A 13,814-nucleotide genomic window follows, 5' to 3' on the forward strand; every position below is an offset into this window, starting at 1 on the left:
CGGGAACGGAGGTGCCGGGCGCATTGCTTTGTTGCGTCGCTTGCACAGGCACCAGCCTGTGCTGCTGAGTGTAGCCTTCCGCAAATATGCGGAAGTCGCTTCGCAGGTGGATTGCGGTGCAATCCATTTATCCTGCTACGCCGCCGCGCACTGCATCCCGGCACCTCGCGTTCGCACTCGTGGCTATTTATGAAATGAGTTCTAAGACTGTGCAGAGCTGATGCGCAGGATGAATTGCTACCGGTGAACAATCCGGTGGTTTGCCGCTGAAAAACGGCAAACCACCGTAACCAGACCTGATCTGCGTTGTATCGCCGGATCAGTACAGCCAGAGTTTGTCAGCATCCAGTTGCAGCCAGTAATTACCGGCTTCCAGACGTTGCGGTGCATAGGCGCGGATACCTTCGCCAGCATGACCGAACAGGCATTCCCAGCGGTTACCCAGATACATACAGGTCGTCAGCGGCAACTCAATTGCATTGGCAGATGGGGTCTGGCTGATGCGGACTTTCTCAACACGGATAATCGCTGTTGCATCCTGACTCATATTCGCACCGCGCACGGTGGCATTCAGCTGACGACCGTTGACCTCGATGACTGCCTTGTCGCCATCACGCTGTAACACGCGTCCGCGCAGTTTATTGTTACTGCCCATAAATTCTGCCGTGAACAGGGTATGCGGCGTTTCATACATACTTTGCGGTGTGCCCTGCTGTTCGATCACACCATTGTTGAGCAACAGAATACGGTCAGAAATTGCCATTGCTTCGTCCTGATCATGGGTCACCATCAGTGCAGACAAATTCAGGCGCACGATCAGTTCACGCAGGAATGCACGCGCTTCTTCACGCAGTTTGGCATCCAGATTCGACAACGGCTCGTCCAGCAGAATGACTGGCGGGTTGTACACCAGGGCACGGGCAATCGCGACGCGCTGTTGCTGACCACCGGATAACTGGTGCGGATAGCGTTCGCCCAGATGGCCGAGTCCCAGCTGGTTCAGCACTTCTTTGACTTTAACCGCGATTTCCGCTGCCGGCATTTTGCGCAGTTTCAGGCCGTAAGCCACATTCTCATTCACGGTTTTATGCGGCCACAATGCATACGACTGAAATACCAGACCGAGGTTACGGTGTTCTGCCGGGATTTCGATATTTTTTGCACCGTCAAAAATCACCCGGTCACCGATCTGAATACTGCCGGTTTTCGGGGATTCCAGCCCTGCCACAGCACGCAGCAAGGTTGTTTTTCCGGAGCCGGAAGGACCCAGCAGCGCAACCACTTCGCCACGCTGCAATTCCATCGATACGCCTTTCAGAATCGGGTTGGCGCTGGCGCCGCTGCCATATTCCAGAGTCAGGTTTTTTACACTTAAATCAGACATGATGCTTCTCTCTTTTTCGGTAATGAACAGGCAGCGCTGTATCAGTGATTGAGTTTGACGCCAAAGCGCAGCGCAATGCCGAGGCCGATGGCAACCAGTGTAATATTAATAAATGATAAGGCGGCAACCAGATCGACCGAGCCGCCGGCCCACAGAGAAACAATCAGCGCGCCAATGACTTCGGTACCCGGCGACAACAGATACACGCCGGTTGAGTATTCACGTTCGAAGATCAGGAAAATCATCAGCCATGCACCGAGCAGACCGTATTTAATCAGTGGCAGTGTCACATCGCGTGTCACCTGACCACGGCGCGCACCGACCGCACGTGCGGCTTCTTCCAGTTCCGGCCCAACCTGCAGCAAGGCAGACGAAATCAGGCGCAGGCCGTACGCCATCCAGACTACGGTGTAAGCGATCCAGACCGATACAATGGTGGAGCGCAGCGCACGCAGTTGCGGAATCAGGTTTTCCTGCAACCAGACCGATAAACCACTTTCGCTGGTGCGCAGTAAGGTTTCCAGCCAGCTAGGAACAAACAGGAATACCCACAGGAAAGCCAGACCAGCCAGCAAACCCGGTATGGCACGCGGTACCAGTACCGAGTAATCCAGCATGCGGCTGACCATATCCGGTTTGCGGTGCATCGCCAGCGCGATACCGCTGTAGCAGATCACAGCCAGTGCACCACCGATAATGCCGATCAGCACAGTATTCAGAATGCCGCGCATCAGCGATGGCTGTTCCAGAATATCGCGGAAATGCTGCAGAGTCAGTACTTCGGCCAGCGGTACGCCTTCACCCCAGTAAGACACGAAAGAACGCAGTGCAATACCGGACAAAGGCAGAACAATGGTGAACAGCAGCCAGGCTGCGATCACACCGAATGCCAGCCATTTCCATTTGCCCAGCGGCAGTGGTTTCTGGCGTGAGCCCTTGCCTTTAATCGACACATACTTATTCGCTGATTTCAGTAACCAGCGCTGCACCATCACCAGTGGCATCGTCACGGCGACCAGACAGACTGCCGTTGCTGCCATCAGATGGTAAGAAGGTGTACCGAGTTTGTTGGTCAGTTTGTACAGATAGGTCGGCAGTACCAGATGGCCTTCCGGATCACCGAGTACCAGCACCAGACCGAACACTTCAAAACCGAGGAAAAACACCAGCACGCCGGCAAATGACAGCGCAGGCATAATCATCGGCAGCGATACATTCAGCGCGACGCGGAAAGGCGAAGCACCACTGACCCGCGCTGCTTCTTCCACATCCGAACCCAGACTTTTCAGCGCGGAAGAAGAATACAGATACACGTGCGGTACGTGCGTCAATCCGGCAATGATGACAATGCTGGTGAAGGAATAAATATTCCACGGTTCAATACCAATGAACTGTTTTGCCCATAAAGTATAAAAACCGACCGGCCCCATCGCGACCACGTAACCAAAAGCCATTACCATCGGCGATACAAAAATCGGTACCAGAATCAATGGTTCCAGCCAGCTGCGCCCCGGTAAATCGGTGCGGGTCATCAGAAATGCCAGCATACCACCCAGCGGTACAGCGATGGCGGTCAGGCCTGCTGCCAGAATCAGGCCATTACTGAATGCCTGACGGAAATCCGGATCATCAAAAATGAAGCGGAATGAATCCAGCCCCAGTTCTTTGACCGGTGCAAAAAACGGCGCATTTAAAAAGCTTTGATAAAAAATCAGTGACAGTGGTGTCAGGATAGCGATCAGTGTCAGCGTGACGACAATGGCACGCGTCCAGTGAAAGCGCTGCCACCATTGGGGTGCAGTCAGCCCGGGCGTATTCATAAGCGACCCTTAATATACAAATTAACAGTAAGAATGCCGGGTCAGAATGACCCGGATCATAGACAGAAGAAGCGGTAACTTATTTTTTACCGGCTGTTTCTTTCCATTGCTTCAGGAAGGACAAGCGTTTCGCCTGATCCAGATACTGCAGCAACATCGGATTGACCGGCAGCGGTTTGAGGCCGGTACCAATGACTTTCGCCAGTTCGGCGGAAGTGGTTTCGCCTTTCACGTCTGAACGGATCGCATACAGCTTGGCTTCATTCGCGATCATGGTTTGTCCGCGTTTGGACAGGGTGTAATCCAGCCACAGTTTGGCTGCATTCGGATGTTTTGCACCTTTGCTGATGAACATCACGCGCGACATTACCAGGGTGTAATCCTTCGGAATCTGAACACCGATGGACGGATCTTTGGCCGCGCGTACCAGCGCGTAGGAACCGAGAATGTTATAGCCGAGCAGGTTTTCGCCGGAAGAAATACGTTCCAGCATCGTGCCGGTAGAGGATTGCACACGCAGGGCAACACTGCCGAAGGCTTTGGCCAGATCCCAGAATTGCTGATTTTCGCGGCTGTCCTGCGTAATGAACATAAAGCCGACACCGGATTTTTCGATATCGTAGGCGGTGACTTTATTGCGGAATTTATCGCCTTTGGTCGTCAGCAGTTTTGCAAATTCAGCATGGGTTTTCGGGACTTCATCAGCCGTCACCAGACGTTTGTTATAGACGAACACTGCCGGTTCAAATGTGGTGCCGTAAGCGGCATTGTTCCACACCGCCCATTGCGGCATGGCCGGAATTTCCGGCGATGCATATGTCATGCCGTAACCGTCAGAAACCAGTTTGACCTGCAGATCCATCGCAGAAGACCACATCAGGTCAGCGCTGTTGCCACCGGCTGCCATTTCGGAAATGTAGCGGTTATACACTTCGGTGGAATTCATATCGTTGTATTCCACCTGCACATCCGGATACATGGCGCGGAAATCTTTGATCATCGGTTCCACTGCTTTGGTATCGGTCGCGCTGTAAATCACCAGCTTGCCTTCTTTCTTCGCACCATCAACGATCTTCTGATAATCCGCAGGGTAGCCCGCCGGAACTTGCGCAATGGCTGTACCGGAAACGCTGATCGCAGCCAGCAAGCCGGTCATAAAGTGGCGTCTTTGCATGTTGTCTTCTCCTGTTATTTTCTGGTTTGGTTTTTTCCGGGAAGTGCAGGTATTACCTGACCATCCCCAGTTCTTTTGCCTGCACCCGGTAACGTTCCACCGTTTGCATCACATAATCGGTTAAGGCTTTTCCTGTCATCGAAAACGGATATAAACCCATCGCTTTTCGCTGTTCTGTAAAGGAGGGATTTTCCATTGCTTTCTCAAACTGGCTGACCCAGTACTGATATTCACCATCACTGATACCGGGGCTCATGTACACACCACGGATAATCGGCCAGGTCACGTCATAACCTTGTTCACGTGCGGTCGGAATCTGTTCCAGTGCTCCGGGCAGGCGCGCATCTGCCAGTACCGCCAGCACCCGGATGTCACCGGCTTTGGCATGCAGACTGGCTTCTGACACATCGCCGGACACAATCTGCACATGGTTGGCCAGCAAGGCAGTGAAGGATTCACCGCCGCCTTCAAAGGCGACCAGTTTCAGTGCTTTCGGATCGACACCGGCGATGCGGGCGATCTGCGCCATTTTCAGCCAGTCCTGACTGCCGACTGTGCCACCTGCACCGATCGCAAAGCGGCCAGGTTGCTTGCGCAAGGCTTCCATCAGTTCGCGCAGGGTTTTGTACGGCGCATCTTTACGAACCGCGATCATGCCGTAGTCAGTACCGATGGCGGCGACCCAGCGCACCTGCGTCGCATCTGCCTTACCGAATTTGCCTTCAGCAATATTCAGCAATGAGCCGCCGGAAAACGCGACCATCGTGTTTGGAATGGCTTTGCGCTGACTGAGCAGTGTTGTCCATGCTACTGCACCGACACCACCCGGCAGATAGCTGATCTGAAACGCTTGCGATGGCATCACTTTTTGTACCAGTTTGCAGCTCAGATCCATTCCGCCACCGGGCTTCGCCGGTACGATACAGCGCGGACGCACCGCATCCGGTGTCTGGAAAACACTGGCGCTGGCAACTGGTACGAAAGCTGTCAGCAACATCGTGCAAAGGAGGTGGCGCATCGTCATAAGCGGTCCGGTTTTTTTTACATTCAGAGGAATGATGCACAGATCTTAAAAGGCCAAGACTTTCAGCAAGCTTTCAGATGTCTGGAGTTCCGGAACGGAGTACGGTCTTATGCGGGAAAACGACAAAAAACAGAAGAAAAAAATTGCGTTCAGCGCACAACCGTACCGTTCTTGCCCAGTATAGTCAGTTCCGCGAACGAAGAGCCAGCATGATTTTTCTTGCTGTAGCTGATCTGCAGGCCGCCCAGATCCGTCGCTGGCATACTTTCCAGTGCGCTCATGAGTTGCGACGCTGTGAGTTCTGTAACACAGCGCTTCAACCCTTCGCACAGCAGTTTTGCAGCAGCATAACCTTCGAGTGACGCATAGCTGGCAGGCATTCCTGCTTTGAACTGGCGGATCGCTTTATGAAATTCACGCACCAGTGGTACACCGATATCCTGCGGATAAGGCATAACCTGCGTGACGCCGATACCACGCCCCGGATCGCCGAGCTCACTGTAAAACTGCTGCGAGCTGACATTCGACAGCATCAGAAACTGCGGACGTTGCCCTGAAGCCAGTACCTGCTTCATGATCCTCAGACAAGCAGACGGCGTGCAGGCCATCATAACGGCTTGCGGCTGCTGGCTGATAATGGCCGCAATGATCTGATTTAACTGGGTATCCTGCCGCGAATATTTCAATTGCTGTAAGGGCTGGATCTGCAGCCGGTTCAGCTGGAGCTGAAATCCTGCGAGGCCGTCTTGTCCGAAACTGTCATCCTGTGTGACAGTCATGATGCGTTGCATTTGCATACGTTGCAGCATGTCACCCATGCGCGCAGCTTCATCGTGATAGCTTGCCCGCAGATGAAAGATATAGCCCTTGCCTTTTTGGTGCAGACTTTGTGCGCCGGAAAAAGGTGCAATTAAAGGGATCTGATACTGTTCCAGTAACGGAATAACCGCTTCGACAGTTGCCGTGCTGCGGTAACCGAATAACGCGGTTACACGGTCTTCACGGATCAGTTTTAGCGTGTTGGCACGGGCTTTTTCCGGCAGTCGCTGATCATCATACGAAATCAGTTCCAGTGGTCGTCCGTGTATGCCGCCGCGCTGATTGATCTGTTCGAAATAAAGCAGTGCACCCGAACGGTTTTCAGATGCAAGTCCCTGAATTTCTGCAGACTGGCCGATGCGGATCGGGTTATCGGCACGGGCCGGAACAGCACTGAATAATAAGGCGGGATAAAGTGATAACCAGCGGCGACGGGATAAGGGCATGGAGAATAAATGATGCATTGCGGAAACAGTGCGCAAATGTATAGATCCATGCTTTCAGTTCGCTTTCATTATGCAAACACGATTTTATGTGTTTGATCGGCGCAAAATGCACAGCCAGACATCGCATTTGACGGCAAACTGTGCCATTCTGAATTTGAAAAAATTCAGAATGTGTGCCGGTACCGACAGAAAACGGTACTGATTTTCCCTATACGATGGAATGAATATATGCGGATATTGCTGGTTGAAGATCATCAGGAATTATCGCACTGGGTGGCGCGTGCTTTGCGTGATGCGCGGCTGACAGTGGAGACAGCGGGTAATGGTGCGGATGCGGATGCGTTGTTGCTGACGCAGGAATACGGACTGGTGATTCTGGATCTGAGCCTGCCGAAAATGGACGGGCTGGAAGTACTGAAACGCATGCGCGCGCGTGGCAGCAAATGTCCGGTACTGATACTGACGGCGCGTGGCGGTTTGCAGGATAAGGTGCAGGGCTTAAATCTGGGCGCAGATGATTATCTGGCCAAACCGTTTGAACTGGCAGAACTGGAAGCGCGGGTGAAAGCCTTGCTGCGGCGTTCGCAGGGCAATGAAGCTGTGGTACTGCAATGCGGACAATTAAGCTTTGATACGGTGTTGCGCCAATTCTTTTATGACGGTACGGCGCTGTCGCTGACGCCGCGCGAATATGCTGTGCTGGAAGTGCTGATTTCGCGTCCCGGGCAGGCTGTGCCGAAAGAGAAATTATTCGATCAGGTCTTTGCGCTCGATGATGATGCGAATGTCGATGCGATTGAAATTTATATTCACCGTCTGCGTAAAAAGCTGGACGCCGTCAGTCAGGGACATGTCGCGATTGTGACGCTGCGCGGCATCGGATATTTGCTGGAAGCGCGTCCATGAGCAAACCAGCGCAGCCGGGCAGTCTGCACGGTCAGTTTTTACGCTGGCTGCTGATCCCGCTGATTATGCTGGTGGTGGTGAATGCATTTTCTGTTTACAACAATGCCTTAGAAGCGGCCGATCTGGCCTATGACCGTTCTTTGCTGTCCTCTGCACGGGCGCTGGGTGAGCGGGTGGCGATTGTGGATGGCAAAGTTACAGTCGATGTGCCGTATGTGGCGCTCGACAGTTTTGAAACCGATACGCTGGGTCGCTTGTATTACCGCGTGACCGGCATACGCGGTGAATATGTGTCCGGATATGAAGATTTGCCCGACTTGCCGCGCAATGCCGCAAGGTCGGATGTGTATCCGGCGTTGGTGCATTTTTTCCATGCCGAATATCAGGGGCAGCCGGTGCGCGTGGCTGCTTTGCATCAGCCAGTGTATGACGATCAGATGCGCGGCATCGCGCTGGTGGAAGTGGCAGAAACGCTGGATGCCCGTCGTGGTTTGTCGCGCAAAATCCTGATCGATACGCTGATGCGGCAGGCTTTGCTGGTGCTGGCGGTAGCTGGTCTGGTGTGGCTGGCGCTGCACTTTGTGCTGCAACCTTTGCTGGAACTCAGCCAGCGTGTGGCGGAACGCGAACCGACCGATTTATCCGGATTTTCGCCGGATCTGGTGCACCATGAAGTACGTCCGCTGATTCTGGCAATGAATGGCTATATGCAAAGGCTGGATCAGTTAATCAGCAGCCAGAAACGCTTTATTGCGGATGCCTCACATCAGTTACGCACGCCGCTGACAGTACTGAAAACCCAGGCCGAGCTGGCTTTGCGCGAACAGGATCCGGAAGCGATGCGCCGCATCGTCGAAAGTATTGCCACCACCACCGATACCACGGTGCATCTGGCAAACCGCTTGCTGACGCTGGCGCGAACCGGGCATGGTCTTGCTGCGGCAGATATGGCCAGCCTGAATCTGGCGGATCTGGCGCGCACAGTCTGTCTGGAGCTGGCTTTGCCTGCGGTCCGTAAGCAAGTGGATCTGGAACTGGACGCGCCGCCTGCTGTGTATCTGCACGGACATGCGCTGCTGTTGCAGGAAATGCTCAGCAATCTTGTGGATAACGCAATCCGTTATACACCGGCTGGCGGCTCCGTCACGGTCAGGTTGCTGCAGGAAGGCAAGCAACTCAGACTCAGCGTTTGCGATACCGGCCCGGGTCTCAGCGCGGCAGATCAGGAAAAAGCGTTTGAACCGTTTTTCCGTGCCAGCGGCGCACAACACACCAATCCCGGTGGCAGTGGTCTGGGGCTGGCGATTGTGCACGATATCGTGATGCTGCATCACGGACAAATTCGTTTATCCGATGCCTGCCCGCAAGACAACAGTCACACGCGCGGTTTGTGCGTGACGATACACTTTGCTTGCCTGGCTCCGCCGGATTCTGCGATACTCCCCCCAGGTATCTCACCGAAGCCCACAGAACATCATGACAACTGAGCACACCCCCTCCCCGGTATCAGAAGTATCAGGCGCGTTGCAAACGACGCAGCGCAAAGATCTGCTGCACCGGCTGGCACGGGTGGAAGGCCAGATCCGTGGCATACAAAAACTGATTGCGCAGGAACAGCCAGCCGATCAGGAACTGGTAGCGCAGCAAATGCTGGCAGCGCGTAAAGCACTGGATAAGTCATACGCCCTGTTGCTCAGTTACGCTGTGCAAAACGCCAGCGCAGACGATGCGGAAGGCTGGCAACAGCAGCAACAGCGCATTGCCCGCTTACTCGAAAAATTTGCCTGATGAACGGGCAGCGCCGCACCTTACTCTGCGGACTGGCCCTGCTGGCAGGGATGCCGGTATCCCACGCACAAATTCAGCCATTGCTGAAGATGGTGTTGTATGTGCGTGAAAACCGGAATGAAGCCGGACAAATGCTGCCGCTGCGCGACGAAGTACGGCGTCTGCTGGATCTGATTGAACAACGGGCCGGTCTGCAATTTGAGATTGAACGTTATCCGTATCCGCGCTTACTCGAAAAAACCCGTAACCATGAAGGCATTGCGTTTGGCCTCAGCATGAACCGCAATCTGAGTGAACTGATACTCAGCGACCCGTTTATGAGTAATCAGGTCTGGATGGTGGTGCGCAGTGATGCGGTGTTCCCTTTCCGCAGCATCGAAGATTTGCGCGGCAAAACCGTGGGTGTGGTGCGCGGTTCCAGTTACGGCGATGAATTTGATGCACGGCGTAACAGCCTGTTTAAAATCGAAGAAGATGTCAGCTCGCACACAGCGCGTTTGCGTAAGCTGATGAACCGCCGTATGGATGTGATGCTGTTCGGCGATTTCCATACTCGCGCTGATGAAGTCAGCCTGTATCTGCATCAGTTACTGGCCGAAGAAAAATCACCGCTGAAGCCCGGCGAAAACTTTGTGGTCATCGAACGTCCTTTGCTGATCGACGAACTCTGCTTCGCGGCAACGCCCAAGCACGAAGAAATCCTGCGTCGTCTGAATCTCGCCATCGGCCAGTTGCGCCGTAACGGTGAATTGCAGCGTGTGCTGCTGTCACCGCGTAAACCGGGCTGAAGCAGATACCGTTCAGCGCGGGATTTTCCTGAAAAATTTTATCCACCGGCTGTTCAGTGTTTATACAGCACTTATCCCTGTGTTTATCCACTGAAAATCAGGCATTTATCAGGTTTATCCTGTTGTTATTCACTGATACAGAGTACTTTTTCACAGTGTTATCCACAATGTCGTGAGCGATAGAATACGTGATGGCTGTGATTTTCCTTCCTGCTGAACGCTTGCATTGCGTGTGGTTTCTGGCAATGCAGGATTGCTGATATTTTCAGCAGCAGAGTATCTGTTTTTGCTGCTGAGGAAAAACAGCTTGCTGATCTGCTTACTTGTGAAAGGAATATTGAAAACACAGGTGTTTTCAGGTGTCTGATGCTGACAAGCAGCAAGTTATCCCTGTATTTTCCCGTACTTATCCCTGCGGATATCAACAATTCAGGCGGGGTTTATGCACACATTTATCCACAGAAAAAACAGGAAGACGTCTGACAGGCTGCCGCAGCGCTGAAAAAGGCTGAAAATGCCTTAAATGCGGTGTTCTGCATAGCGATCCGGCGGTCGTCGGCAGAAAGTCCGGGCCTCAGAAAATGCCTGATGCGGACTTCTGCACAATGATGACGGGAAAAACAGCCAGCGGGCGCTGGCTGCGGGGACTCAGGCAGCCAGATGCTGGCGCTGGCGTTGCGGTGTGGATTTGCCTTTGGCTTCTTTCGCTTGCTGACCTTTGTGGCTGGCACCCTGCTGATGCTGGGCACTGCCGGCGTAATCGCCTGCCAGCAAGGCTTTGACCTCGTCGGCCGGCATTTGATCATGCTGCTGCAGCCACTGGCTGACCAGCGCGGCAAGACGGTCGAGTGCGATACGGTGGGTAGCGTCGGTATTCGCAAAAATCCAGTCAGAGAACGCCATGAAGCGGGCAAACGGTGCATCGCCCAGCATTACCGGCAGCGTGTTGGCAAAACGACCGGAATTCGCCACCATGTCCCAGTAACGCGCAAAACGCACCAGACGCTGCATGTCAGTGAACGGAATGTCGCGGTTTTCCAGAATCGTGTACGGCGGTTGCGGATCGAAACGCAGCGCGTATTCATCGGTATGGCGGATGATCGGCGTGCCGCGCAAACGCTTCAGAATACCAAACTGAATTTCATGCGGTCCGACCTCAACCAGATGATCAAAGCCTTTACCAAAGCTTTCCATGGTTTCACCCGGCAAACCGGCAATCAGATCCACATGCAAATGCGCATGCGATTCGGTACACAGCCAGCGGATATTTTCAGCGGCTTTCTGATTATTCTGCTTACGACTGATCAGACTTTGTACTTCCGGATTAAAACTCTGAATCCCGATTTCAAACTGCAGCGTTCCTTCCGGGAATTTGCGTATGCCTTCTTTCAGCGCATCCGGCAAATGATCCGGTACCACTTCAAAGTGCGCGAACACCGGATCAGCAGGATTGGCTTCCAGCTTATCGAGGAAGAACTGCATGATCTTCAGACTGGTCTTAATATTCAGATTAAAAGTCCGGTCGACAAACTTAAACAGACGCGCACCGCGCTGATACAGCGATTCCATTTCCGCCAGAAACTGGTCAATATCAAATGGCCACGCGGTTTTATCCAGTGATGACAAACAGAATTCACACTTGAACGGACAACCGCGCGAGGCTTCCACATACAGCGTGCGGTGACGGATATCGGTGTCGGAATACAGCTGATACGGCAGCTTCAGCTCGGTCAGCGGCGGCTGCGCACCGGCATGGACTTTCATCAGCGGTTTCGGGCCGTTCAGAATCTGGCGGCACAGTTCAGCAAAAGTAATATCGCCCCAGCCGGTAATGACATAATCGGCCAGACGGATAATTTCCTGCTTATCGGTTTCATGCGAGACTTCGGGGCCGCCGAGGATGATCACCACTTCCGGTGCCACCTGCTTCAGAATCGCCACGATTTGCGTGATCTCGATCACATTCCAGATATACACACCAAAACCGACGATCAGTTTCTGATCCGGCTGACGGTGCGCCAGAATTTTTTCCACGATATCGGTTGGCCGCAAGCCGATCACAAACTCTTGTATCGTGGTTTGCTCCGTTAGTTCGCCCATATTCGCGAGCAGGTAACGCAATCCCAGCGCGGCATGGGCATAACGGGCATTCAGGGTAGTCAGCAAAATAGTCATGGTACGGCCATCAGAATCATTCAGCCGGTATTGTACGCTGACACAGGCGGCCATCACCGTCTGACACAGAATTTGACCCTGTGGCAGCGAGGCAAAAAAGGACAAGCGCGTGCAAAGTCAGCAATCTGCTGTGAAAGGAAGTGCAGCGGCACATACCGCAAAACGGGGGAAAGAATCAGAAAGAGGGAAAAACTGCCGGACAACTTGTCACCGGTGCGGAAAGGATGTGACACACATCGCACCAGGATCTTGCTGACAACGCCGTCGCTGTGGACGGGCAACTCTCCGGCGGGAGTCGCTGAACTGAACGAACGTTCAGTGGAAGACAGGAAGTACTACAAACAATCAAGCTTATGTTGCGGTGCAATAATCAGTCAGCCAGAGCAGCAGTCAGAATAGCAATACTTGCAACGATTTGAGCCAGAATCATCAGACTAATCATGGTGTTTTCTCCTTAAAGGGTTGGTTGATTCGATGTGCGTATGATAGAGAGTGAGCAGAACCGAATCCAATGACATATTCAAATAATGAGATATACGCTTTTTGAATGTCATTAGAATTTCACATTTCATATGCTTATTTTTAAATTGTGCACTGCAAAATACGCATACTGCCGTATTTCCTTCGATAAAGTCTGGTGTTAACTGAATGGAATCATTTTGTAAGCATCTGTTACGATCGAATTGTTTCAAGCCTGTCTGCACTCTTATGCCGGAAAATGCAGCACGATAGATAAAATCTGATGCATGATCCGGCATCTCATCGTTTGAAAGTCTGAAAGCCTGAATTGATACTGCAAACCCTCACTACCATTGCCCTGATGCACTGGATTTTGCTGGTTACCCCCGGCGCCAATTTTTTCTTGGTCAGTCAACTGGCCGCCAGCGGCCAGCGCCGCACCGCATTGCAGGCATCGCTGGGTATTTGCACGGTAACGCTGGTCTGGGCCAGCCTGGCCGTACTGGGCATAGGCTGGGTATTTCACGCTTATCCATGGCTGCGCATTGCCATGCAACTGGGTGGCGGTGGCTATTTACTGTGGCTGGCATGGAAGCTGTGGCCGTCTGCTGCACCTGCCGGACAGGCAGCAGCCAGCGCACCGCTGCGCTATACCGGATGGCAGGCTTACCGCACCGGTTTTCTGACCAATATTCTGAATCCGAAAACTGCGCTGTTCTTCGGCAGCGTATTTGCCACCGCTCTGCCGCATCAGCCACCGGTCTGGCTGATCGCCTGTGCTGTCCTGCTGGCATGGGCCAATGCCATGACCTGGCATTTGTTTATTTCGCTGGCATTTTCACAAACGCTGATTCAGCGCTGGTATGCCCGTTCCGCAATCCAGATGACCCGGCTGGCGGCACTGGTGATCGGGGGATTCGGCATAAAATTGCTGTGGACAAGTCTGGCGTGGTTCACAGGGAGCTGAATGCGAACCTGAACCTTGTTCAGCGTATTCAGCAAAAAGAAAAAGCGCGTCATCTTACTGTGAC

11 protein-coding genes are annotated in these 13,814 nt (G+C 53.1%); 5 read left to right on the top strand and 6 right to left on the bottom strand.

Translation table 11 applies throughout. The features are described 5' to 3' along the window. Positions 1-319: 319 nt before the first annotated feature. The 5 genes from KDM89_RS15205 to KDM89_RS15225 form a co-directional block, all read right to left on the bottom strand. A complete protein-coding gene (locus KDM89_RS15205; RefSeq protein WP_212688769.1) occupies positions 320-1,384 on the bottom strand; it encodes an ABC transporter ATP-binding protein in 1,065 nt (354 codons plus the stop codon). Positions 1,385-1,425: 41 nt separating this feature from the next. Next, complete coding sequence (locus KDM89_RS15210) at positions 1,426-3,204, bottom strand: ABC transporter permease (protein ID WP_212688770.1); 1,779 nt, start codon at positions 3,202-3,204, stop codon at positions 1,426-1,428. Between the two features lie 79 nt (positions 3,205-3,283). Further along, entirely contained in the window at positions 3,284-4,378 is a 1,095-nt protein-coding gene (locus KDM89_RS15215) for an ABC transporter substrate-binding protein (RefSeq protein WP_212688771.1), read from the bottom strand. A gap of 52 nt (positions 4,379-4,430) precedes the next feature. After that, a complete protein-coding gene (locus KDM89_RS15220) occupies positions 4,431-5,402 on the bottom strand; it encodes a Bug family tripartite tricarboxylate transporter substrate binding protein (RefSeq protein WP_230427897.1) in 972 nt (323 codons plus the stop codon). Between the two features lie 149 nt (positions 5,403-5,551). After that, positions 5,552-6,703 carry an ABC transporter substrate-binding protein gene (locus tag KDM89_RS15225; protein ID WP_212688772.1) on the bottom strand — a complete coding sequence of 384 codons (1,152 nt, stop codon included), beginning with the start codon at positions 6,701-6,703 and terminating at the stop codon, positions 5,552-5,554. Between the two features lie 192 nt (positions 6,704-6,895). On the opposite strand from KDM89_RS15225, the gene KDM89_RS15230 reads away from it, so the two are divergent. From KDM89_RS15230 to KDM89_RS15245, 4 genes are read left to right on the top strand one after another with little or no spacing between them, the layout of a single operon-like run. Next, complete coding sequence (locus KDM89_RS15230) at positions 6,896-7,573, top strand: response regulator (RefSeq protein ID WP_212688773.1); 678 nt, start codon at positions 6,896-6,898, stop codon at positions 7,571-7,573. Continuing rightward, positions 7,570-9,060, top strand: a complete 1,491-nt coding sequence (locus tag KDM89_RS15235) for a sensor histidine kinase (RefSeq protein ID WP_212688774.1) — start codon at positions 7,570-7,572, stop codon at positions 9,058-9,060. The genes KDM89_RS15230 and KDM89_RS15235 overlap by 4 nt, the downstream gene beginning before the upstream one ends. Continuing rightward, positions 9,050-9,361: a metal-sensing transcriptional repressor gene (locus tag KDM89_RS15240; protein WP_212688775.1), complete on the top strand. Its 312-nt coding sequence runs from the start codon at positions 9,050-9,052 to the stop codon at positions 9,359-9,361. The genes KDM89_RS15235 and KDM89_RS15240 overlap by 11 nt, the downstream gene beginning before the upstream one ends. Continuing rightward, on the top strand, positions 9,361-10,149 hold the full coding sequence (locus tag KDM89_RS15245) for a substrate-binding periplasmic protein (RefSeq protein ID WP_212688776.1): 789 nt from the start codon (positions 9,361-9,363) through the stop codon (positions 10,147-10,149). The genes KDM89_RS15240 and KDM89_RS15245 overlap by 1 nt, the downstream gene beginning before the upstream one ends. 648 nt (positions 10,150-10,797) lie before the next feature. Here KDM89_RS15245 and KDM89_RS15250 read toward each other — a convergent pair. Next, entirely contained in the window at positions 10,798-12,324 is a 1,527-nt protein-coding gene (locus KDM89_RS15250; RefSeq protein ID WP_212688777.1) for a B12-binding domain-containing radical SAM protein, read from the bottom strand. A gap of 787 nt (positions 12,325-13,111) precedes the next feature. Here KDM89_RS15250 and KDM89_RS15255 point away from each other — a divergent pair. After that, positions 13,112-13,750 (top strand): LysE family translocator, encoded by a 639-nt coding sequence (locus tag KDM89_RS15255; protein WP_212688778.1) that lies wholly within the window; start codon positions 13,112-13,114, stop codon positions 13,748-13,750. Positions 13,751-13,814: the final 64 nt, after the last annotated feature.

Source organism: Cognatundibacterium luofuense (assembly GCF_018139685.1).
Taxonomy (GTDB): domain Bacteria; phylum Pseudomonadota; class Gammaproteobacteria; order Burkholderiales; family Burkholderiaceae_D; genus Undibacterium; species Undibacterium luofuense.